23 protein-coding genes and 1 pseudogene are annotated in these 21,364 nt (G+C 71.7%); 7 read left to right on the top strand and 17 right to left on the bottom strand.

Features of this window, described 5'->3' with window-relative positions:
- Position 1: 1 nt before the first annotated feature.
- Both ACIQR3_RS11825 and ACIQR3_RS11820 read right to left on the bottom strand, forming a co-directional pair.
- Positions 2-2,404 carry an HAD-IC family P-type ATPase gene (locus ACIQR3_RS11825; RefSeq protein ID WP_403537468.1) on the bottom strand — a complete coding sequence of 801 codons (2,403 nt, stop codon included), beginning with the start codon at positions 2,402-2,404 and terminating at the stop codon, positions 2-4.
- Between the two features lie 98 nt (positions 2,405-2,502).
- Positions 2,503-2,796 carry a DUF2530 domain-containing protein gene (locus tag ACIQR3_RS11820; protein ID WP_403537467.1) on the bottom strand — a complete coding sequence of 98 codons (294 nt, stop codon included), beginning with the start codon at positions 2,794-2,796 and terminating at the stop codon, positions 2,503-2,505.
- Positions 2,797-2,967: 171 nt separating this feature from the next.
- On the opposite strand from ACIQR3_RS11820, the gene ACIQR3_RS11815 reads away from it, so the two are divergent.
- Positions 2,968-4,383, top strand: coding sequence for an NCS2 family permease (locus tag ACIQR3_RS11815; protein ID WP_403537465.1), 1,416 nt, complete (start codon positions 2,968-2,970; stop codon positions 4,381-4,383).
- Here ACIQR3_RS11815 and ACIQR3_RS11810 read toward each other — a convergent pair.
- On the bottom strand, positions 4,376-4,603 hold the full coding sequence (locus ACIQR3_RS11810; RefSeq protein WP_403537463.1) for a ribbon-helix-helix protein, CopG family: 228 nt from the start codon (positions 4,601-4,603) through the stop codon (positions 4,376-4,378). The two genes, ACIQR3_RS11815 and ACIQR3_RS11810, sit on opposite strands and share 8 nt — an antisense overlap.
- 126 nt (positions 4,604-4,729) lie before the next feature.
- Here ACIQR3_RS11810 and ACIQR3_RS11805 point away from each other — a divergent pair, with 126 nt between their 5' ends.
- Both ACIQR3_RS11805 and ACIQR3_RS11800 read left to right on the top strand, forming a co-directional pair.
- Entirely contained in the window at positions 4,730-5,167 is a 438-nt protein-coding gene (locus ACIQR3_RS11805) for a MarR family winged helix-turn-helix transcriptional regulator (RefSeq protein ID WP_215166825.1), read from the top strand.
- Between the two features lie 27 nt (positions 5,168-5,194).
- Entirely contained in the window at positions 5,195-6,556 is a 1,362-nt protein-coding gene (locus ACIQR3_RS11800) for an MFS transporter (RefSeq protein WP_403537461.1), read from the top strand.
- Positions 6,557-6,562: 6 nt separating this feature from the next.
- Here the strand turns inward: ACIQR3_RS11800 and ACIQR3_RS11795 are convergent.
- Positions 6,563-7,122 (bottom strand): annotated as a pseudogene (locus tag ACIQR3_RS11795) (Uma2 family endonuclease).
- A 56-nt stretch (positions 7,123-7,178) separates the two neighbouring features.
- Between ACIQR3_RS11795 and thpR the strand changes: the two are divergent.
- Complete coding sequence (thpR, locus tag ACIQR3_RS11790) at positions 7,179-7,742, top strand: RNA 2',3'-cyclic phosphodiesterase (protein WP_403537459.1); 564 nt, start codon at positions 7,179-7,181, stop codon at positions 7,740-7,742.
- Between the two features lie 7 nt (positions 7,743-7,749).
- Here the strand turns inward: thpR and ACIQR3_RS11785 are convergent, their stop codons facing one another.
- The 3 genes from ACIQR3_RS11785 to ACIQR3_RS11775 form a co-directional block, all read right to left on the bottom strand.
- A complete protein-coding gene (locus tag ACIQR3_RS11785; RefSeq protein WP_403537458.1) occupies positions 7,750-8,130 on the bottom strand; it encodes a VOC family protein in 381 nt (126 codons plus the stop codon).
- A 204-nt stretch (positions 8,131-8,334) separates the two neighbouring features.
- Positions 8,335-9,327, bottom strand: a complete 993-nt coding sequence (locus ACIQR3_RS11780; protein WP_403537456.1) for an aldo/keto reductase — start codon at positions 9,325-9,327, stop codon at positions 8,335-8,337.
- 107 nt (positions 9,328-9,434) lie between these two features.
- A complete protein-coding gene (locus tag ACIQR3_RS11775; RefSeq protein ID WP_403537454.1) occupies positions 9,435-10,109 on the bottom strand; it encodes an SGNH/GDSL hydrolase family protein in 675 nt (224 codons plus the stop codon).
- Positions 10,110-10,197: 88 nt separating this feature from the next.
- Here ACIQR3_RS11775 and ACIQR3_RS11770 point away from each other — a divergent pair, with 88 nt between their 5' ends.
- The gene (locus ACIQR3_RS11770; RefSeq protein ID WP_403537453.1) at positions 10,198-11,172 is read left to right on the top strand and encodes a WD40 repeat domain-containing protein; all 975 of its coding nucleotides are present in this window, start codon (positions 10,198-10,200) and stop codon (positions 11,170-11,172) included.
- Here the strand turns inward: ACIQR3_RS11770 and ACIQR3_RS11765 are convergent.
- Positions 11,167-11,637 (bottom strand): hypothetical protein, encoded by a 471-nt coding sequence (locus ACIQR3_RS11765; RefSeq protein ID WP_215166816.1) that lies wholly within the window; start codon positions 11,635-11,637, stop codon positions 11,167-11,169. The genes ACIQR3_RS11770 and ACIQR3_RS11765 overlap by 6 nt on opposite strands.
- A gap of 69 nt (positions 11,638-11,706) precedes the next feature.
- Entirely contained in the window at positions 11,707-11,931 is a 225-nt protein-coding gene (locus tag ACIQR3_RS11760; RefSeq protein WP_403537452.1) for a DUF397 domain-containing protein, read from the bottom strand.
- A 197-nt stretch (positions 11,932-12,128) separates the two neighbouring features.
- Here ACIQR3_RS11760 and ACIQR3_RS11755 point away from each other — a divergent pair, with 197 nt between their 5' ends.
- On the top strand, positions 12,129-12,884 hold the full coding sequence (locus ACIQR3_RS11755) for a DUF6879 family protein (RefSeq protein ID WP_403537450.1): 756 nt from the start codon (positions 12,129-12,131) through the stop codon (positions 12,882-12,884).
- 19 nt (positions 12,885-12,903) lie between these two features.
- Positions 12,904-13,752 carry a helix-turn-helix domain-containing protein gene (locus tag ACIQR3_RS11750; protein WP_403537448.1) on the top strand — a complete coding sequence of 283 codons (849 nt, stop codon included), beginning with the start codon at positions 12,904-12,906 and terminating at the stop codon, positions 13,750-13,752.
- Between the two features lie 10 nt (positions 13,753-13,762).
- Here the strand turns inward: ACIQR3_RS11750 and ACIQR3_RS11745 are convergent, their stop codons facing one another.
- From ACIQR3_RS11745 to ACIQR3_RS11710, 8 genes are all read right to left on the bottom strand, one after another.
- Positions 13,763-14,197, bottom strand: a complete 435-nt coding sequence (locus ACIQR3_RS11745) for a VOC family protein (protein WP_403537447.1) — start codon at positions 14,195-14,197, stop codon at positions 13,763-13,765.
- 26 nt (positions 14,198-14,223) lie between these two features.
- Positions 14,224-15,168: an aldo/keto reductase gene (locus ACIQR3_RS11740; RefSeq protein ID WP_403537445.1), complete on the bottom strand. Its 945-nt coding sequence runs from the start codon at positions 15,166-15,168 to the stop codon at positions 14,224-14,226.
- Positions 15,169-15,332: 164 nt separating this feature from the next.
- On the bottom strand, positions 15,333-16,451 hold the full coding sequence (serC, locus tag ACIQR3_RS11735; protein WP_403537443.1) for a phosphoserine transaminase: 1,119 nt from the start codon (positions 16,449-16,451) through the stop codon (positions 15,333-15,335).
- Between the two features lie 60 nt (positions 16,452-16,511).
- Positions 16,512-17,729: a cytochrome P450 gene (locus ACIQR3_RS11730; protein ID WP_403537441.1), complete on the bottom strand. Its 1,218-nt coding sequence runs from the start codon at positions 17,727-17,729 to the stop codon at positions 16,512-16,514.
- Positions 17,726-18,364, bottom strand: a complete 639-nt coding sequence (locus ACIQR3_RS11725) for a GTP-binding protein (RefSeq protein WP_403537440.1) — start codon at positions 18,362-18,364, stop codon at positions 17,726-17,728. Before ACIQR3_RS11725 ends, ACIQR3_RS11730 begins: the two co-directional genes overlap by 4 nt.
- Positions 18,345-18,704, bottom strand: a complete 360-nt coding sequence (locus tag ACIQR3_RS11720) for a DUF742 domain-containing protein (protein ID WP_215166801.1) — start codon at positions 18,702-18,704, stop codon at positions 18,345-18,347. The genes ACIQR3_RS11725 and ACIQR3_RS11720 overlap by 20 nt, the downstream gene beginning before the upstream one ends.
- Positions 18,701-19,108 (bottom strand): roadblock/LC7 domain-containing protein, encoded by a 408-nt coding sequence (locus ACIQR3_RS11715; protein WP_403537439.1) that lies wholly within the window; start codon positions 19,106-19,108, stop codon positions 18,701-18,703. The genes ACIQR3_RS11720 and ACIQR3_RS11715 overlap by 4 nt, the downstream gene beginning before the upstream one ends.
- Positions 19,109-19,136: 28 nt before the next feature.
- Positions 19,137-21,200, bottom strand: a complete 2,064-nt coding sequence (locus tag ACIQR3_RS11710) for an ATP-binding protein (RefSeq protein WP_403537438.1) — start codon at positions 21,198-21,200, stop codon at positions 19,137-19,139.
- Between the last annotated feature and the right edge of the window lie 164 nt (positions 21,201-21,364).

Below are 21,364 nucleotides of genomic sequence, written 5' to 3'. Positions count from 1 at the left end.
GTCACCCGACGGGAAAGCGGCGGTCGACCAGTCTCCACAGGAGTTCCAGGGCGGCCGCCGCCACCGCCGCGATGCCGACCGCGGTCCACGGCATCACCGTGCCGACCAGCCTCAGCGCGAAGAAGTCCTGGAGCCACGGCACGGCCAGCACCACCAGGAACCCGGCGCCCATCGCCGCCACCAGCCCGATCCGCCACCAGGTGTAGGGGCGGGCGATGATCGCCAGCACCCACAGCGAGATCAGGAACAGCGTCAGCGTCGCGGCGCTGGTCTCCGCCGCCAGCGCGTCCGGCCCGCTGTAGTGGTGCCGCGCCACCAGGTACGTCGCGAAGGTCGCCGCCCCGGCCAGCACCCCGCCGGGGATCGCGTACCGCATCACCCGCCGCACGAAGTGGGGCCGCGCCCGTTCCCTGTTGGGGGCCAGGGCGAGGAAGAAGGCCGGGACGCCGATGGTCAGGGTGGACAGCAGGGTGAGGTGGCGGGGCAGGAACGGGTACTCCACCTGCGAGCACACCACCAGGATCGCCAGCAGCACCGAGTAGACCGTCTTGACCAGGAAGAGCGTCGCGACGCGGGTGATGTTGCCGATCACCCGGCGGCCCTCGGCGACCACCGACGGCAGCGTGGCGAAGCTGTTGTTCAGGAGGACGATCTGCGCGACCGCCTTCGTCGCCTCCGACCCGGAACCCATCGCGACGCCGATGTCGGCGTCCTTGAGGGCGAGGACGTCGTTGACGCCGTCGCCGGTCATCGCGACGGTGTGCCCCCGGGACTGGAGGGCGCCCACCATCTCCCGCTTCTGCCGCGGGGTGACCCGCCCGAACACCGTGTTCTCGTCGATCGCCCCGGCCATGTCGTCCCGCTCGGCGGGCAGCCGGCGCGCGTCGACCGCCGTGCCGCCGAGCCCGAGCTTGCCGGCCACCGCGCCCACCGACACCGCGTTGTCGCCGGAGATGACCTTGGCCCGGACGTTCTGCTCGGCGAAGTAGCGCAGGGTGTCGGCGGCGTCCGAGCGCAGCCGCTGCTCCAGCACGACCAGGGCGACCGGCTCGGCGCCCTCGGCCGCCCTCGGGTCGTCCAGGCCCCGCCCGTCGGCCCGGACCAGCAGCAGCACCCGCAGGCCCTGTTCGTTGAGGCGCCCGGTCTCCGCCAGCGCCGGGTCGTCCTCGGCCAGCAGCACGTCGGGGGCGCCCAGCAGCCAGGTCCGGGTGGTGCCGTCCGCCTCCTCGACGCGGGCGCCGCTGTACTTGCGGGCGGAGGAGAAGGGCAGCGTCCCGGTGGGGCGCCAGTCGCCGGCGCCGTCCGGGCAGGCGTCGATGATCGCCTGGAGGGAGGCGTTCGGACGCGGCTCGGCGGCACCGAGGGCGCCGAGCACCCGCCGTACGTACCCCTCCTCGGCGCCGCCCAGCGGCCGTATCTCGGTGACGTCCATGCCGCCCTCGGTCAGCGTGCCCGTCTTGTCCAGGCAGACCGTGTCGACGCGGGCCAGGCCCTCGATCGCGGGCAGCTCCTGGACCAGGCACTGCTTGCGGCCCAGCCGGATCACGCCGATCGCGAAGGCGACCGAGGTGAGCAGCACCAGGCCCTCGGGGACCATGGGGACGATGCCGCCGACGGTGCGGGCGACGGAATCGGCGAGGTCGTTGTCCTCGCGGACGAGCTGGCTGATGATCAGGCCGATCGCGGTCGGCACCATCATCCAGGTGACGTACTTCAGGATCGTGGAGATCCCGGAGCGCAGCTCGGAGTGGACCAGGGTGAACCGGGACGCCTCCTCGGCGAGCTGCGCCGCGTACGCCTCCCGCCCGACCTTGGTCGCCCGGTACGCCCCGCCGCCCGCGACCACGAAGCTGCCGGACATCACCTGGTCGCCGGGGCGTTTGACCACCGGGTCGGCCTCACCGGTGAGCAGCGACTCGTCGATCTCCAGCCCGTCGGTGTCGACGCACACGCCGTCGACGACCACCTTGTCCCCGGGGCCGAACTCGATCACGTCGTCCAGCACGATCTCGGAGGTGCCGATCTCGGTGGACCGCCCGTCGCGCCGTACGGCCGGCCGGGCCTCGCCGATCAGGGCGAGCGAGTCCAGGGTCTTCTTCGCCCGCCACTCCTGGACGATGCCGATGCCGGTGTTGGCGAGGATGACGAAGCCGAACAGGCTGTCCTGGATCGGCGCCACGATCAGCATGATCACCCAGAGCACGCCGATGATCGCGTTGAACCGGGTGAAGACGTTGGCGCGGACGATGTCCGGCGTCGACCGGCTGCTGCGCACCGGCACGTCGTTGACCTGGCCCCGGGCCACCCGTTCGGCGACCTCCGCGGAGGTCAGTCCGGCGGCCGACACCGGGAGCGGCACCGGGTGCACGGGATCGAGTTCGGCGCCCGCGTCGATGTGCGTCATGCGTTCGACGGTACGTGCGGACGCGGGGCCCCACACGGCGGAAGGGCGGAAGTTCCGACCTGGGGAGGACGGTCGGGGCGGAAAGTGGTGCCGTGGTACTACGCGGTGCCCTGGGCGCTCCGGTCCGCTGCCCCGGGCGTCCCGTCGGCCGCGCGGGCCCGCTGGATGGCGGCGTCGCGCCTGCGGACGTACCAGATGCCGATCAGGCCGAGACCGGCGCCGGCCAGGCAGGTCCACACCCACCACAGGTGCCCGCGGTCGTCGAACCAGCCGTAGAAGGGGAGCTGGACCAGGAAGAGGACGAACCAGATGACCGTGCCGCCGGTGATGGTGGCGACCACGGGGCCCTCCAGGGGCTCCGGCGCCTCGTGCTTCGGTGTCCACTTCGCCATGCGCACAGCTTACGAGGGCACGGCCGGGGCGCGTCCGGCACGCGGGTCTACGCGCGGAGATGGTTTTATTTCCCTCATACGTTCATACTGAAACCGTTTGTTCCTGACCACTTTCATTCGTAGAAAACACCAAGGGGCCGTGTGGGGGACCGCTTGGTGATGAGGTCTCGCATGTCCACCCCGGCCCAGCCCCCGTACGGGGCCCTCGACCGCTACTTCAAGATCTCCGAGCGTGGCTCCACGCTCGCCCGCGAGGTCCGGGGCGGATTCGCCACCTTCTTCGCGATGGCCTACATCGTCGTGCTGAACCCGATCATCCTGGGCAGCGCGAAGGACATGTACGGCCATCAGCTGGACAACGGCCAGCTGGTCACCGCGACCGCGCTGACGGCGGCGTTCACCACCCTGCTCATGGGCGTCATCGGCAACGTCCCGATCGCGCTCGCCGCCGGTCTCGGCGTGAACTCGGTCGTCGCCCTCCAGCTCGCCCCGCGGATGTCCTGGCCGGACGCCATGGGCATGGTCGTGCTGGCCGGTTTCGTCGTGATGCTGCTGGTCGCCACCGGTCTGCGCGAGCGCGTGATGTCCGCCGTGCCGCACGGACTGCGCAAGGCGATCTCCATCGGCATCGGCCTCTTCGTGATGATCGTCGGCCTGGTCGACTCCGGGTTCGTCACCCGCATGCCGGACGCCGCGGGGACCTCCGTGCCGCTCCAGCTCGGCGACGGCGGCCACCTGAACGGCTGGCCGGTCCTGATCTTCGCCCTCGGCGTGCTGCTCACGCTGGCGCTGATCGTCCGCAGGACGCCCGGCGCCATCCTGATCTCGATCGTCGTGATGACGGTCGTCGCGGTGATCGTCAACCTCGTCGCCGACATCCCCTCCTGGGGCCTGACCACCCCCGAGTGGCCCGGCAACCCCGTCTCCACCCCGGACTTCGGGCTGGTCGGCGAGGTCAGCCTGTTCGGCGGGTTCGAGAAGGTCGGCGTGCTGACCGGCGTGCTGTTCGTCTTCACCGTGCTGCTGTCGTGCTTCTTCGACGCGATGGGCACGATCATGGGCGTCAGCGACGAGGCGAAGCTGACCGACGCCCAGGGTCAGATGCCGGGCATCAACAAGGTCCTGATGATCGACGGCATCGCGGTCGCCGCCGGTGGTGCCAGCTCCTCCTCGGCCACCACCGCGTTCGTCGAGTCCACGGCGGGCGTCGGCGAGGGCGCCCGGACCGGCTTCGCCAACGTCGTCACCGGCCTGCTGTTCGCCGTGGGCCTCTTCCTCACCCCGATCGCCACGATGGTGCCGTCCCAGGCGGCCACGCCCGCGCTGATCGCGGTCGGCTTCCTGATCCTGGCGGGTTCGATCAAGCAGATCGACTGGGCCGACCACACGATCGCCATCCCGGCCTTCGTGACGATGCTGATGATGCCGTTCACCTACTCGATCACCAACGGCATCGGCATGGGCTTCATCACCTTCACGGTGCTGCGGCTGGCGGCCGGCCGGGGCCGCGAGGTGCCGGTGGCGATGTACGTCGTCTCGGCGGTGTTCGCCTTCTACTACCTGATGCCGGCGCTGGGCCTCACGTGACGGTCCCGTAGAACCTCTCGGTCTCTTCCACGGCGGACTGGAACCGCTCGTCGAAGTCATCGCGGATGAGCGTCCGGACGACATAGTCCTGGACGCTCATCCCTCTTCTGGCCGCACGGTCCCGGAGCCGTTCGAGCAGCTCCCCGTCCATCCGCAGGCTGAGCACGCTGGTCCCCATGGGGACGAGGGTCACCCCGCGCCACGGGGTGGCGTACGGCATTTCCGTACTTGCTCACTCGTACGAGTGAAGCGAGGGTGGAACGGGACGAGGGTGAGTGGTCAGGGTCACGGCCCGCCTCCGCACCCCCGGTGGTCTTTCGTCAGTCTAATGAGTTAAGCTAAGGACATGCCGGACCTCACCCACGGCGACGACGCCGCCGCCGTGAACTCCCTGCGATCCGCCGTGATGCGGCTGTCCCGTCGGCTCAAGCACCAGCGCGTCGACGAGTCGCTCAGCCCCACCGAGATGTCGGTGCTCGGCACCCTGTCCACCTGCGGCCGTGCCACCCCGGGCGAACTGGCCCGCAAGGAGCACGTCCAGCCGCCCTCGATGACCCGCATCGTGGCGTTGCTGGAGGCCAAGGGACTGGTCAGCCTGGAACCGCACCCCGAGGACCGGCGCCAGAAGGTCGTGACGCCGACCGAGCAGGCCGTGGTGATGCTCGACGAGAGCCGCCGCAAACGGAACGCGTTCCTGGCCACGCTGGTCGAGGGCCTCGACGAGGACGAGTGGGCGAAGCTGCGCGCCGCCGCCCCCGTGCTGGAGAAGCTCGCACACCTGTAAGCGGCATGGACGAGGAGGCGAACCCTTTTGAGTACGGGACCCGGAGCACACTCCGCCCCCGCACCTGACTCCCACGACGACCCGCCCACCCCCGACACCGACCGCAAGACCTCGATGTTCGCCTCCCTGAAGGTCAGGAACTACCGCCTGTTCTTCATGGGTCAGGTCGTCTCGAACATCGGCACCTGGATGCAGCGCATCGCCCAGGACTGGCTGGTGCTGAGCCTGACCGGCTCCTCCGCCGCCGTCGGCATCACCACCGCCCTCCAGTTCCTGCCGATGCTCCTGTTCGGCCTCTACGGCGGTGTCCTGGTCGACCGCCTGCGCAAGCGCCCCACGCTGCTGGTCACCCAGTCGTCCATGGCCCTGACCGCGCTGGCCCTCGCCGCCCTCACCCTGACCGGACACGTCCAGGTCTGGCACGTCTACGTCGCCGCCTTCGTCATGGGCCTGGCGACCGTGGTCGACAACCCGGCCCGGCAGTCCTTCGTCTCCGAGCTGGTCGGCCGCGACCAGCTGCAGAACGCGGTCAGCCTGAACTCGGCCAACTTCCAGTCCGCCCGCCTGGTCGGCCCCGCCGTCGCGGGCCTGCTGATCACCGGCGTCGGCACCGGCTGGGCGTTCTTCCTCAACGGCGTCTCGTTCGTCGCCCCGCTCACCGGGCTGCTGCTGATGCGGGCCCGCGAGCTGCACACCGTCGAGCGCACCCCGCGCGGCAAGGGCCAGCTGCGGGAGGGCCTGCACTACGTCGCCGGGCGCCCGGACCTGCTGTGGACCATCGTCCTGGTCGGCTTCATCGGCACCTTCGGCTTCAACTTCCCGGTGTTCCTCTCCGCCTTCGCCGACGACGTCTTCCACTCCGGGGCGGGCACCTACAGCCTCTTCAACACCCTGATGGCGGTCGGCTCGGTGGCCGGCGCCCTGCTCGCCGCCCGGCGCGGCACGGCCCGGCTGCGCCTGCTGATCGCGGCGGCGATGGGCTTCGGCGCGCTGGAGATCGTGGCCGCCGCGGCTCCGGAACTGTGGCTGTTCGCGCTGCTCATGGTCCCCATCGGCCTGTTCAGCATGACGGTGAACGTCACCGCCAACACCAGCATCCAGATGTCCACCGACCCGGCGATGCGGGGCCGGGTGATGTCCCTGTACATGATGGTGTTCCTGGGCGGCTCGCCGGTCGGGGCGCCGATCGTCGGCTGGGTCACGGACACCTACGGCGCGCGCGCCGGCTTCGCGGCCGGCGGCACGGTGGCCTTCCTGGCGGCGGCGGTGACCGGCGTGGTCCTGGGCCGCCTGGGCGGCTTGCGCCTCTCGGTCGGCTGGCACCACGGCCATCCGCAGGTCCGGTTCGTGCCGCGCGGCAGCCGGGAGGAGCTGGCGCCGGCGGCGTGACGCCCCTCAGTCCCGGGGGAACCCGTCGGTCTTCAGGACCAGACCGACGGGGGAGCCGGTGAGGTCGATGTCCTCCCCGAACCCGAAACTGACACTGCCGTGGTAGGTGCCGTCCTTGGGCAGCGTGTGCAGGTGTCACTGGCCGGTGTACGGGTCGACGATCAGGTAGACCGGTACGCCGGCGGTGGCGTAGGTGTCTTTTTTGGGGCCGTAGTCGTTGGCGGCGGTGCCTTCGGAAATGACCTCGGCGACGAATTCGGCATCTCGCCGGGTGCCTTCAGCGAGGGCCGTCACGTCGGATGCGAAGCCGTTGAGGTGACCCGGGTAGTCCCTGCGCACGTCGGATTTCAGGCGCTCCCGCGGATAGGCGGCGCGTAGCTGTTCGAGGATGTCCATGGTGATGTCCCAGTGGGTGTCCCGCTGGGGCGTCAGGAAGATGTGTCCTCCGACGATCTCGGACTTGTACCCCTCCGGAACAGGCATCTCTCCAGCCACTCGAACATCATGTCGAGCGTGAGCGCCTCGCCACCGTCGTCCATCTCGATCCTGCCTGTGAGGACGGTCATCGCAGCGGTACAACGATACGCACGGTGAGCCGGACACGCCGGGCAGACTGTGACCCATGAGACTCTTCGCCGCCGTGCTGCCGCCCGAGGACGCCGTCCGGGAGCTGGCCGCCGAGGCGGACCGGCTGCGGCGGCTGCCCGGCGCGGAGCGGCTGCGCTGGACCGGCCGCCCCGGCTGGCACTTCACGCTCGCCTTCTACGGGGAGGTCGACGACACCCTCGTACCGGAGCTGTCGCAGCGGCTGGCGCGGGCCGCCCGCCGTACGGAGCCGTTCGCGCTGGCCCTGCGCGGCGGCGGACAGTTCGGGCGGGGCCGGGCCCTGTGGGCCGGGGCGGAGGGCGAGCTGCGCACCCTGCGCCTGCTGGCGGACCGCGCCGAGGCGGCGGGCCGCAGGGCGGGCGTGGAGATGGGCGAGCACCGCCGCTACACCCCGCACCTCACCGTCGCCCGCGGCCGGGACGCCTACGACGTACGCCCGTACCTGGAGGTGCTCGACGGCTTCGCCGGCCGTACCTGGCAGGTCACCGAGCTGACCCTGGTCCGCAGCAACCTGCCCGCCTCCGGGGTGCCGGGGGAGCGGCCCCGGTACGAGGCCCTCGCGCGTCTGCCGCTGGGTTAGGGCGGGGTCAGGGCCAGACGGTGGCGCCCGCCCGGAAGGTCTCGGCGTCGCTCTCCTGCGGCAGCACGCAGAGCAGGTGCCCGCCGGGCGCCCGCAGCACATGGCACTCCTGCCACCGCGCGACGGGCCGCGCGCCCAGCGCGGTCAGGCGCCCGAGTTCCGCCTCGACGTCGTCGGTCTCGATGTCCAGGTGCATGCGCGGCGCGTCGTCGACCGCCTGGACGGCGGTGACCAGCCCCGGCAGGGCCTGGTGCAGGCTGGTGAACTGCGGCGCCGGCGGGAACGGCCGGGCCTCGGCGCCCAGTGCCGCCGACCAGAAGTCCGCCGACCGGGCGGCCTCGGCTTCGGGGGCGTCGATGATGACGGCGTACACCCGGCTGCTGTGCATCGGGAAGCGACCTCCCTGGACGGGCACCCGGGGTCACCGCGGTGCCGGCGAAGAATTAGGCTCGGTGCCGTGGACCCGAAAACCCGGAACCGGATCATGGCCGGTGTGCTTGTGCTGATGCTCGTGGTGGTCGCGGTGGCGGCGGCGCTCGGTAACTAGCGCGTGCCCGTGCGCCGCCGTCATCGTCCTGTCAGGGGCATCGTCCTACCAGGCGAAGGCCTCCGGGGAGGGCCCGGGGCCGGGGAAGATCTCGTCCAGCCCGGCCAGCAGTTCCCCGGACAGTTCCAGCTCGACGGCGCGCAGCGCGGACGCCAGCTGGCCGGCGGTGCGCGGGCCGACGATCGGGCCGGTCACGCCGGGCCGGGTGAGCAGCCAGGCCAGTGCGGTCTCGCCGGGTTCCAGGCCGTGCTTGTCGAGCAGGTCCTCGTACGCCTGGACGCGGGCGCGGGCCGCGGGGTCGGCGAGGGTGTCGGCGGCCCGGCCGCTCGCCCGGCGTCCGCCCGTGGCCTCCTTCTTCAGCACGCCGCCCAGCAGACCGCCGTGCAGCGGCGACCAGGGGATGACGCCGAGTCCGTACTCCTGGGCGGCCGGGATGACCTCCATCTCGGCGCGGCGCTCGGCGAGGTTGTACAGGCACTGCTCGCTGACCAGGCCGATGGTGCCGCCGCGGCGGGCGGCCAGCTCGTTGGCCTGGGCGATCTTGTAGCCGGGGAAGTTGGAGGAGCCGGCGTAGAGGATCTTGCCCTGCTGGACCAGGACGTCGATGGCCTGCCAGATCTCCTCGAACGGGGTGTTCCTGTCGACGTGGTGGAACTGGTACAGGTCGATGCGGTCGGTCCTGAGCCGCTTGAGGCTGGCGTCGACGGCCCGCCGGATGTTCACGGCGGACAGCTTGTCGTGGTTGGGCCACGCCTCGCCGTCGGCGCCCATGTTGCCGTACACCTTGGTGGCGAGGACGGTCCGGTCGCGCCGGTCGCCGCCCTGGGCGAACCAGTTGCCGATGATCTCCTCGGTGCGGCCCTTGTTCTCGCCCCAGCCGTAGACGTTGGCGGTGTCGAAGAAGTTGATGCCCGCGTCGAGCGCGGCGTCCATGATGGTGTGGCTGTCGGCCTCGTCGGTCTGCGGACCGAAGTTCATGGTCCCGAGAACGAGGCGGCTGACCTTGAGGCCGGTGCGTCCGAGCTGCGTGTACTTCATGGTCCCCAAGCCAACGGCTTGGAGTGCGCTCCAGGCAAGCGGTGGCGGGCGGTCAGTCGCGGTCGTCGGCGGCCGTACGACGATACGCACGGCGACCAGGACACGGGTCACCGTGCGTACGGCCCGCCCAGCCCCCACCCCTGGTGCAGTGCCTCCGCGAACGCCCCCGCGATCTTCCGTTCGCCGCTGTCGCCGGGGTGGGTCCCGTCGTACGTGTCGCTGTGGATGTCGTACGCCGGCGGGACCGACGCCAGCAGCAGGGGGGAGCGGGGGTCGTCGAGGTCGGCGGCGGTCTTGGCGAGCAGGTCGTTGAAGAGGGCGACCTGGGCGCCGAAGGCGGGGTCCTGCCGGGCCCGTATGTTGGGGATGACCGGCAGCAGCACCATGCGGACGCGGGGCCGGGCGGCCCGTGCCTCGGTCACGAACCGGCGGACGTTCTCCGTGGTCTGCCCGGCGTCGGTGTAGAAGCCGAGGTCGATCAGGCCGAGGGCGACGAGGAGCACGTCGGCGCGGTGCGCCCGGACCGCGTCCCCGATCAGCGGGGCCATGTGCAGCCAGCCCTCGCCCCAGCCGGCCAGGTGGGCCCGCGGGAAGCCGGGGTCGGCGTAGGCGAGGGAGACCGGCGCGTCGGCGGCCTTGTCGTAGAGCGTCTCGCGCGGGCCGACGAAGGTGAACGGACCGTCGTACGCCGTGCACAGGTGCTGCCACAGCCGGTAGCGCCAGGTGTGGTCGCCCGCGCTCCCGATGGTCTGGGAGTCGCCGACCGGCATGAACCTGAGCATCCGTACATCATGGACGATCGCCGGACCCCTGACGACGTGAGCCCGGCCACCGTCACGAACACCCGTCCGGGATGGCAGGCTTGGGCCCATGCGCCGATCCCTCGCCCTTCTCGCCGCGACCCTCCTCACGGGCGCGTGCGCCGTGCCCGCCTTCGCCGTCGACGGGGACGAGGGGTTCACCATCACGGACCCGCGGATCACCGAGTCCAGCGGCCTGGCCGCCTCCCGCCTCCACCCCGGCGTCTACTGGACCCACAACGACCAGGACACCGGCCCGTACCTCTACGCGGTGGACGGCGCCACCGGCAAGACGGTCGCCCGCGTCTCCCTCTCCGGCATCGGCACGCCCCGCGACGTCGAGGCGGTCTCCATCGGCCCGGACAACCGGATCTACGTCGGCGACATCGGCGACAACCTCGGCGGCACCTGGCCGCACGTGTGGATCTACGAGCTGCCCGAGCCGACGGAACTGAAGGACCAGACGGTCGAGGCGAAGCAGTACGTCGTGCAGTACGACGACGGCGCGCGGGACGCCGAGTCGATGGTGGTCCACCCGAAGACCGGCCGCGTCTACATCATCGACAAGAACGAGGACGGCGGGCACCTGTACGAGGGCCCGGCACAGCTGTCCACGTCCGGGACGAACGTCTTCACCCGCTCCACGGCCGTCGACCTGTGGGCCACGGACGCGGCGTTCTCGCCGGACGGCGAGCAGCTCACGGTGCGCGGGTACCTGGGCGGGCTGTACTACGACTGGAACGGCGGGAAGATCAAGCGCGAGGGCCGGATCAGCGTGCCGCTGGGCCAGGGCGAGTCCGTCACCTACACGGTCGACGGCAAGAAGCTGCTGCTCGGCATGGAGGGCGCCGACAGTGCGGTGAAGGCGCAGGACGCGCCCGGCGGGGGCGGCGCGTCGGCGTCCACGGGCGGGAGTCCGGCGGCCTCCTCCTCCGGCGACGGTGCCGGGACGGACGGCAGGACGCTGAAGATCGGCGGCGCGGCGGCGGTCCTGGCGGTGCTGGCGGCGGTGTTCGGACTGCGGCGGCTGTTCCGGCGGTCATGACGGCAGGGGGCAGGTGAGTTCCGGCCGCGCGCGGTGCGGGGAGCAGGTCACCAGGGTGAGGGAGAGGTACGCCGGGCGTTCGAGGTAGAAGCCGAGTGTCACGTCGCCGCCGGCGGTGAGGCGTTCGGTGGCGGCGGTGACGTGGCCCGCCAGGCGGCCGGCGTCCCGTTGGGCCGCGGCGGCGAACCGGGGCGCGTACTCGGCCAGACGGTCGTGCAGCCAGGCCGCCGCGTCATCGGCTCTGTCCCAGGTGCCGCGGATCAGGGCGGGCGGTTTGAGGAGCCAGTACGCCGTTTCGAGGGGCGGGAGATCGGACGTGGGGAAGGCCGTCGCCACGTCGCGGTGACGGTGGATCAGCTCCGGCCGGCTGCCGGGTGGGGGTGGTTCGGGGTGGGGCGGGCGCCGGAGGGCCTCCTGGTCGAAGCGGGCCTTCGGGCCGGTCCACAGGTAGGCGTGGTGGTGCACCGGGGCGTCGTCCTGTTCGCGGGGCGCGGGGCCGGCCGGCTCCACGGGGGCCGGCCGGCGACGGGACGGTCAGAGGGCGAGGCCGAAACGGGCGGGGTCGATGCCGGCGACGGCCAACTCCTCCGTGGTGAACCGCAGGGGCGGTACGTCGGGTCGCTTGCTGTCACCGAGGGCCCAGGCGTCCCGCCCGATACGGGCCAGGGTCACGCAGCCTTCGCTGCACGGGCCTCCGCAGGCTTGGACGAAGGTGGCTGAGGTGATGTCGAGGGCGTAGAGGTCGGGGATGCGGGGCATGGGATGCCTTCCCATCTGGCCTGGTCACGGCCTGGGTGGAGGGTTCTGGCGATGACCGTAGGAGGGCGGGACGCGGCATCGGGCCGAATATTCTCGACTATTCTCACGTGGTCACTCTGAATGCATGGACTTTCACTCAGCGTCCCCGGGAAGCTGTGCGCACACGGATTTCGTCGACACCCAGGGGGTGGTTGCGCGTGGCGCGCAGGTTGCGGTTCAACGGGACGGGGAGCGACGGTGACGGATGTCCGGCCGTCCATGAGGACGTGGACAGTGGGGAGGTGATCGTGCAGGGCGCCCCGCTGGCCGATGCGGAAGACGTGGCGCAGCTCCAGTGCCTCTCAGAAGGCGAAGTAGCGGTGGTGGTGCCGCGTGAGCTGCTGGTGGACTGGGCGCCGAAAGAGCGGACGCGCAAGGTGAGGACGATCGGGCTCGAGGAGTTCGGCGGTCTCTTCCGCAAGTTCGAGCACACCGCGTGGCGTCTGGAGACGCGTCGGCGCTACGCGAGCGATGAGGCAGGAGACCGCTGGAAGGGGTTCATCGAAACCGGGTCCGTTGTCGAGGACTGGCCCGCGGGAGCGCCGGCGCGTTCCTTCCGCGACACGATCCGCGAGCAGACCGGACTGGGCAAACGCGTCGAGCGGGTTCGTATCGTGGACCAGCCGCCGACCACCGGGCAGCATTACCTCCTCGACGGCGCCAGGTGGAACATCGCCTCCGGCGAGGACATCCGCAACATGTGGCGTGTCGACGCCGACCGGCTCCGGCTGCCCGACGAGGACTTCTGGCTGTTCGACAGCCGTCTCGTCGCGCTTCTGCGCTTCGACGACGACGATCAGCTCACGCACGTGGACCTGATCACGGAGCCCGCCGAGGTGGTGCGGTGCTCGATGATCAGGGATGCTGCTTGGCATTACGCCGTGCCGTGGGAGGAGTTCACGGCCGGAATGTAGGCGACGGAGCGGGTAACCGGTGAGCACGGACTACCAGAGGGCGCGTGAGGAACTCGGCCGCAGACTACGCGAGTTGCGCACCGAGCGCCCCGAGGGACGGCTCACCGGTGTTCAGCTCGCACAGCGGCTGGGATGGCGGCAGTCGAAAGTCAGCAAGCTGGAGAACGGCCGGCAGACGCCTACGGCCGACGACCTGCGGGCATGGGCCGAGGCCGTGGGCCAGCCGGCCGTTTTTCCGGAACTGCACGCGCGGCTGAAGGGCTTCGAGAGCCACATCCGTTCCTGGCGCCGTCAGCTCACGGCCGGACACGCCCCTGTCCAGGAGACCTGGAACGCCCTCGTGTCCAACACCACCACCGTGCACGCGCTGAGCAACGCCGCCGTCAACGGCATGCTGCAGACGGCCGACTACGCCCGATGCCTCTTCGAGCGGCATGCCCGGCTCCGCAAGACACCGCGGGACACGGAAGACGCGGTGCGGGCCCGCATGAAGCGTCAGGAGTGGCTGTACCGGCCGGGCAGACGGCTGAACCTGCTCATGCCCGAAAGTGTGCTGTGGGGACGGATCTGCCCGCCGGACGTGCTGGCCGCTCAACTCGACCGGTTGTGCGGCGTGGTGGGCATGGACACCGTGAACCTGGGGATCCTGCCCTTGGACGGCACGCTGCCGTTGGCGATGGGGAACTCGTTCAATGTGCTGGACGACCGCCTGGCCGTCGTCGAGGACTGGCATGCCGAACTCTGGCTCGACGACGCCGAGACGATCGCTCTCTACCGCCGGGTCTGGGACACCTTCGCCGAGGCGGCCGTCTTCGGTGCCGAGGCTCAGCAGGTGATCGCGCGGGTGCGCCGGAGTATCAAGGTCTGAGACGGGCCGCTCAGTCGAGGCAGAACTCGTTGCCCTCGACGTCCTGCATCACCAGGCACGACTCGTTGAAGCCGTCGGCGCGCAGCAGTTCGACGCGGGTCGCGCCGAGTGCGGTCAGGCGGGCGCACTCGGCCTCCAGGGCGGCGACGCGCTCCTCGCCCACGAGGCCGGTGCCGACCCGTACGTCGAGGTGGACCCGGTTCTTGACGGCCTTCCCCTCCGGGACGCGCTGGAAGAACAGGCGCGGGCCCACGCCCTCGGGGTCCACGCAGGCGAACGCCGAGCCCTGGCGCTCGGGCGGCAGCGAGCGGTCGAAGTCGGCCCAGCTGTCGAATCCCGGCGGGGGCGGCGGGACGACGTACCCCAGCACCTCGCACCAGAAGCGGGCGACGCGCTCCGGGTCGGCGCAGTCGAAGGTGACCTGGATCTGCCTGATCGACGTCATCGCGCCACCCTATCGAGGGGAGCCGCTTACGCGGCCGCCTCCGTCAGCCTCGCCGTCTCCGCCTCCGTCAGGGTGACCTCGGTGAGCGCCAGCAGCGCCGGGAGCTGCTCCACCGTCCGCGCGGAGGCGGTGGGCGCGATGACGGTCGGGCGGGAGGCGAGCCAGGCGAGGGCGACCGTGGCGACCTCCACCTCGCGCGCGCCGGCGATCTCGTCGAGCACCTTCAGCACCCGTGCGCCCCGTTCGGAGTCCACGAGCTGCGCCACGCGGCCCGCGCGCACCGAGTCCACCGGCGCCCCCGGCCGGTACTTCCCCGTCAGGAAGCCCGACGCGAGTGCGAAGTACGGCACCGCGGACAGGCCCGCTTCCGCGGCGACGTCCTGGAGGGCGCCCTCGTAGGTGTCCCGGGAGACCAGGCTGTAGTGCGGCTGGAGGGCGACGTAGCGGGCCAGGCCCTCGCGCTCGGAGAACTCCAGCGAGGCGCGCAGCCGTTCGGCCGAGATGTTGGAGGCCGCGATGTGCCGTACCTTGCCCGCCTGCACCAGCCCGTCCAGCGCGCCGATGATCTCCTCGACGGGCACGTCCGGGTCGTCGTAGTGCGTGTAGTACAGGTCGATGTAGTCCGTGCGGAGCCGCCGCAGTGAGGCGTCGGCCGCCGCCCTGATGTTGTCGGCGGACAGCCCCGGGTAGGCGGGGTGCCGGCCGACCTTGGTCGCGAGGACCACGTCGGAGCGGTTGCCGCGCGCGGTGAACCAGTCGCCGAGGACGGTCTCGGACTCGCCGCCCTTCATGCCGGGCGCGAACGCCGAGTAGCCGTCGGCGGTGTCGACGAAGTTGCCGCCGGCGGCCGTGTAGGCGTCCAGCACGGCGAAGGAGGCGGGCTGGTCGGCGGTCCAGCCGAAGACGTTGCCGCCGAGGCAGAGCGGGGCGACCTGGAGGGTGGTTGAGCCCAGGGGGCGAAGAGACATCATTTAACAACGTTAAGGGGAGCGGTCCCGTGATGCCGCGGCGACGGGGTGATTCGGCCACTATCTGGCCGATACCCGCCCGTGAGGCCGGGGAAGGCGCACCGCACCTACGAAGGGCGCCCGGCGGTCAGGACCGCCGGGCGCCCTTCGGGCACGTAGCCGGGACGTCAGAGCTTCTCGATGACGTAGTCGACGCACTTCGTCAGGGCCTCGACGTCCGCCGGGTCGATCGCCGGGAACATCGCGACGCGCAGCTGGTTGCGGCCCAGCTTGCGGTACGGCTCCGTGTCGACGACGCCGTTGGCGCGCAGGGCCTTGGCGACGGCCGCCGCGTCGATGTCGTCGGAGAAGTCGATCGTGCCGATGACCTGGGAGCGCTTGGCCGGGTCGGAGACGAACGGGGTCGCGTACTTCGACTCGTCGGCCCAGGTGTAGAGGCGGGTGGACGAGTCCTTCGTGCGGGACGTGGACCAGGCCAGGCCGCCCTGGCCGTTCAGCCACTCCAGCTGCTCGTTCAGGAGGAACAGGGTGGCGAGGGCCGGGGTGTTGTACGTCTGGTTCTTGCGGGAGTTGTCGATCGCCGTGGGGAGGCTGAAGAACTCCGGGATGTGGCGGCCGGACGCGTGGACGCGCTCGGCGCGTTCGATCGCGGCCGGGGAGAAGACGCCGATCCACAGGCCGCCGTCGGAGGCGAAGGACTTCTGCGGGGCGAAGTAGTAGACGTCGGTCTCCGCGATGTCCACCGGGAGGCCGCCGGCGCCGGACGTGGCGTCGACCAGGACGAGGGAGCCGTCGTCGGCGCCGGGGACGCGCCGGATGGGCATCGCCACGCCGGTCGACGTCTCGTTGTGGGTGTACGCGTAGACGTCGACGCCGGACTCGGCCCGCGGGTCGGGGTGCGTGCCCGGGTCGGCGGAGACGACGGTCGGCTCGGCCAGCCACGGGGCCAGCTTGGCCGCCTTGGCGAACTTCGAGCTGAACTCGCCGAACGTCAGGTGCTGCGACTTGTTCTCGATCAGGCCGTGGGTCGCGATGTCCCAGAACGCCGTGGAGCCGCCGTTGCCGAGCACGACCTCGTAGCCCTCGGGGAGGCCGAACAGCTCGCTGATGCCCTCGCGGACCTTGCCGACCAGGTTCTTCACCGGGGCCTGGCGGTGGGAGGTGCCCATGAGGGAGGTGCCGGTGGCGGCGAGGGCGTCCAGCGCCTCCGTCCGCACCTTGGAGGGACCCGCGCCGAAACGTCCGTCCGCGGGCTTGATGTCAGAAGGAATCCGGATCTCAGCCACGTGGCCGAGGGTATCCGTTGCGGGAAACCTGGGCGAAACGTCGTCCGTCGGGTGAGACGGTCACCCGAGGGTGCCTCCCAGCGCGGGCGTCGGGGAGAACTTCACCGGGAGGTCCGTCAGACCGCGCAGCCACGGGGACTCGCGGCGGTGCAGGGACGCGGCCGGGACCGACAGGTCGATGTCGGGGAGGCGGTCCAGGACCACCTCGATGCCGGTGCGGGCGATCACCTCGGAGATCTCCTGCGCCGGGAACGGGCAGCGGTGCTCCCCGTGACTGAAGGAGAAGTGCGCGTTGTTGCCGCCGGTCAACGACGCCGCGTCGGTACGGACCTGGGGGTCGGAGTTGGCCCCCTGGAGACCGAGGATCAGCAGGTCGCCGGCGTTGATGCGGCGTCCGCCCAGGTTGGTGTCGCGGGTGGCGTAGCGGCCCGGCATGTTCTGGGTGGGGGTCTGCTCCCACAGCACCTCGTTCATCGCCTCCGAGACGCTGCTGCGTCCGCCGAACATGGAGGCGGCGAAGCGGTGGTCGGTCAGCATCAGGTGCAGCGAGGTGCCGATCCAGTCGGCGGTGGGCTGGTGGCCCGCCGACATCAGGACCATCAGGTCCTGGACGATCTCCTCGTCGGTGAAGTCGGACCGGGCGGCGATCATGCGGGAGACCACGTCGTCGGCGGGGTCCGCCAGGCGTTCGGCGACCAGGGCCTGGCAGGAGCCGTGCAGGTGCTTCTGGCCCGCCAGCGCCCGGTCGCCCGCGTTGATCATGTCGGTCATCGACGTGACCAGGGCCAGGCCCTCGTGGTCCGACCAGCCGTAGAGGTGGGCCAGGACGCGGACCGGGAGCAGCATGGCGTACTCGTTGATCAGGTCGGCGGTGCCGCGGGCGCAGAAGGCGTCGATCAGCTCGTCCGCGAAGCGTTCGGAGTCGGCGCGCAGGACCGCCGGGTCCACGCCGTCCAGCGCGTCGCTCAGCATGGCCGAGCGGCGGCGGTGGCGTTCGCCGACGGTGTAGAGGATGGAGGGCTGGCCGCGGTTGATGACCGGGCGCAGCGGCCAGTCGTCGGGGACGTTGTCCCACTGGTTCCACAGCTGGGAGTCCCGGCTGAACAGGTCCGGGTCGCCGGTGACCTGGTGCAGCTCGCGGTAGCCGATCACCAGCCAGGCGGGGATGCCGCCGTCCAGCGTCACCGGGGCCACCGGGCCGTGCTTGCGCCGCATCGCCCGGTAGAGGTCGGCCGGTTCCTCGTGGGAACCAGGGCCGCGCAGGGGGAGGGGGCTCACACCAGCTCCTGTGTGGGTCGTGCGGGTTGTGCGGGGGCGGTGGCGGGGGTCTTGGCGTAGCGGGCGTAGACGTGTTCCACCAGGGTGATCAGGATTTCCTTGGCCGACTCGCGGGAGCGCGCGTCGCAGCGCAGCAGCGGGACGTGCGGGTCCAGGTCCAGGGCCTCGCGGATCTGGGCCGGGGCGAAGTCGGGGCCGCCGAAGTCGTTCAGGGCGACGACGAACGGCGTGCCGCTGCGCTCCAGGCGGTCGATGGCGTACCAGGAGTCGTCGATGCGCCGGGTGTCGACCAGGACGACGGCGCCCAGCGTGCCGTAGAAGAGGCGGTCCCAGAGGAACCAGAAACGTTCCTGCCCGGGGGCGCCGAACAAGTACAGGACGTTGCGCGCGTCGAGCGTGATGCGGCCGAAGTCGAAGGCGACCGTGGTGGTCGTCTTGCCGTGCACCCCGGTCAGGTCGTCGACGGAGGCGCCGGCCTGCGTCATCGTCTCCTCGGTGTTGAGGGGGCGGATCTCGCTGACCGAGCGGACCAGGGTCGTCTTGCCGACGCCGAAGCCGCCCACGATCACGATCTTGAGGCCGTTGTCGGCGGAGGCGCCGAGCGGCGCGCTCGCTCTAGAGGTTGCGGAGTCCAACGAGCACCTGCTCCAGGATTTCGGGATCGGGTAGGGCTTCCTGCCGGGGGTGACGTGCGCTGACGCGTCCGGTGTCCAGAAGGTCGGTCAGCAGGATCTTGGTGATGCCGACGGGCAGCCGCAGTTCGGCGGCGATCTCCACGACCGCCGTCGGACGCTCGGTCATCCGCAGGATCGCCGCGTGCTCCGACTGCATGCCGGGGACCGGGTCGCACTCGGCGACGACGAGCGTGACCAGGTCGAACGGGTTGTCCGAGCCCGTACGGCTGCGTCCCCCGGTGAGCGTGTAGAGGCGGTCGGGGGCGTCGTCCCGGCCGGGCCTGCCGCCGGGCTGCGTCATGACGTGCGGGGCCGGGCGGTCAGGTGCTCGCCGAGTTGCTCGACGAGTTCGCTCATGTTGTGGCCGACGAGCCCGGCGTCCGCGTCCTCGGCGGTGACCACGGCCAGGTGGGCGCCCTCGCCGGCCTCGACGATGAACAGCACCCCGCCGTAGAACTCGGCCATCGCCGACCGGACGCCGCCGGTGCCGTCGCCGAACTCCACGGAGGCGCCGTGCGACAGGGACTGGATGCCGGCCGCGATCGCGGCGAGCTGGTCGGCCTGGTCCGCGGTCAGCTCCGGGGTACGGCACAGTTTGAGGCCGTCTCGGGAGAGCACGAGGGCGTGCCGCGTACCGGGGGTGCGCTGGAGCAGGCCCTCTATCAGCCACGTGAGCTTGTCGTCGGCGGTCGTCGTGCCGGTCATGAGCGTGGTGTCGCCTTCCGGGTGGGAATTACGGGTGGGAAGGGGTGGTGCCGGGGGTCGCCGTGTCCTCCGGGGCGTCGGGGGTGTCGGAGGGGTCGGCGGGGTCGGCGGGGTCGGCGGGGTCGGCGGGCGGGGTGGTCGGGGCGGCGGGGGTGGCGGGGGCGGCCGGGGCGGCCGGGGCCGGGGTGCCGCGTACGGCCTGGCGGAAGCTGCTGAAGCGGGCGACGCGGGCCATCGACTCCTCGCGGGTCGGCGGGGCGGGCGGCGTGGCGGAGTGCTGCGCCGCGTGCGCGCGTTCGGCCTCGGCGAGGGTGCGTCCGCGACGGCGGCGGGGGAGTCCGTGCGGGAGCGTGGACTCTTGCGAGGCCGGTGGGGAGGAGAGGGTGGAGGAGAGGGGGGAGGACTCGGAGTGCGCCGGGTGCTGCGTGGCGTCCCGGTGGTCCCTGGCGCCCTGGTGGTCCCTCACGTCCCGGTGGTCGCCGGCGTCCGGGCCGGTCGCGCCGGTCGCGCCGCCGGTGGCCGTGGTGTGCCGCGTCCCGGCGTCCTGGCCGGAGCGGGCCGCCGGGGCGGAACCGTGGCGCTGCGGCAGCGGGGGTGCCGCGGAGGCGGTGCCGGCCGAGCCGGCCGTCTCGGCCGTGCCGGTCCCGTCGGTGCCGTCGGTGCCGTCGGTCCCGTCGGCCGGAGCCGTCCGGGTGGCCGGGTCCGCCGAACCCTGCCGGGGCAGGGTCGGGGCCGCCGTCCCCGCCCCGGTGACGCCGGCGGCGGGAGCGGGCAGGGCGCCCGTCGCACCGTCCGCCGGGACCAGCAGGTCCTGCGGGATCAGCATCAGCACGCCCGTGCCGCCCCGGGCCGACGGACGGAACGACACCTTCAGGCCGTACCGCTGGGCCAGCCGCCCCACCACGGTGAGTCCCAGCCGCGTGCCGGTCAGGCCGCCGAGCCCGGCGGTCTTGCCGGACACCGCGCGTTCGGCGCGGCGCAGCTGGACGTCGCCCATGACGAGGCCGCTGTCCTCGACGGACACGATGGCGCCGGCCGGGACCTCCTCGACGTAGACGTGGACCTCCGCCGTCGGCGGGGAGAAGTTCGCGGCGTTGTCCAGGATCTCGGCCAGCGCGTGCATCACGCCCTCGGCGGCGTGCCCGGCGACCGCGGTCTCGCTGGTGGAGTGGACGCGGACCCGCTGGTAGCCGCTGATCCGGCCCATCGCGCCGCGCAGGATGGACTCCATGCCGATCGGCCGGGCCCAGCGGCGTCCCGAACGGGCCCCCGCCAGGACGGCGACGGAGTCGGCGAGCCGCCCGGCCTGGGCGGTGCGGTGGTCGAGCTGGAGGAGGTCGGCGAGCACGTCCTCGTCCGCGTGGCGTTCCTCCATCGCGCGCAGGTCGGCGAGGGTGGCGGTGGCCAGGGCCTGGAGGCGTCCGGCGACGTTGGCGGTGGCGGAGACGGCGGCGGTGCGGCGGGCCTCGGACTCGCGGAGCTTCTTGGTGAGCCGCGCGATCTCCCCGGTCAGCCGGGCCCGTTCCGCGGTGTGCTCCTCGACGAGCCGGTCCCGGTGCGCCTCGTACTCCTCGGTGAGCCGGGCGTGTTCGGTGGCGTGTTCCTCGGTGAGCCGGGCGTGTTCGGTGGCGTGTTCCTCGGTGAGCCGGGCGTGTTCGGCGGTGTGGGCGTCGGTGAGGCGGGTGCGCTCCTGGGCCAGTTCGGCCGTCGCGCGGGCGCGTTCCTGGGCCAGTTCGGCCGTCAGCCGGGTGCGCTCCCGGTCCAGTTCGCCGCTGAGCCGGGCGCGTTCCTGACGGGCCTCCTCGGCGGTCCGGACGCGCTCCTGGAGCAGCCGCCCCATCTCCTGGTTGGCGGACTCCAGCCGGCGGCGGGCCGCTCGGGCCGCCCGGATGCCGTACATGGCCACGGTGACCGCCACGCTCAGCAGCAGGCCGGCCGCGCCGCCGCCCAGCGCGAGCGGGAAGCGCACGCTCTCGGGGGCGACGACGACCGCCGCGGTCACCGCGAGCCCGGCCGGCACCGCGGTGACCAGGAAGGCGGGCAGGAGACTGGATATGGCGGGGCGTTCGCCGGGAGGCGGGGGGGAGGTCATCAGTCGGTTCCTCGGTCGGGTCCGCGGGCGTTCACCGGGCGGGGCGGCGGTCTGCGGGATGGTTCCTCAGGTGGTGTCGTCGGGGGCGTTCCGTGGGGGAAGTGAGGGGATTTCGTGGTCTGTTTTCGGCAGTCTTCTCCGGTGCCGGACAACACCTTTGGCTA

It is taken from the genome of Streptomyces sp. NPDC090994 (assembly GCF_044768905.1).
Classification (GTDB): Bacteria; Actinomycetota; Actinomycetes; order Streptomycetales; family Streptomycetaceae; genus Streptomyces.
Note: the sequence above shows the minus strand (reverse complement) of the source record. Positions and strands in the feature narration are given on the sequence as shown.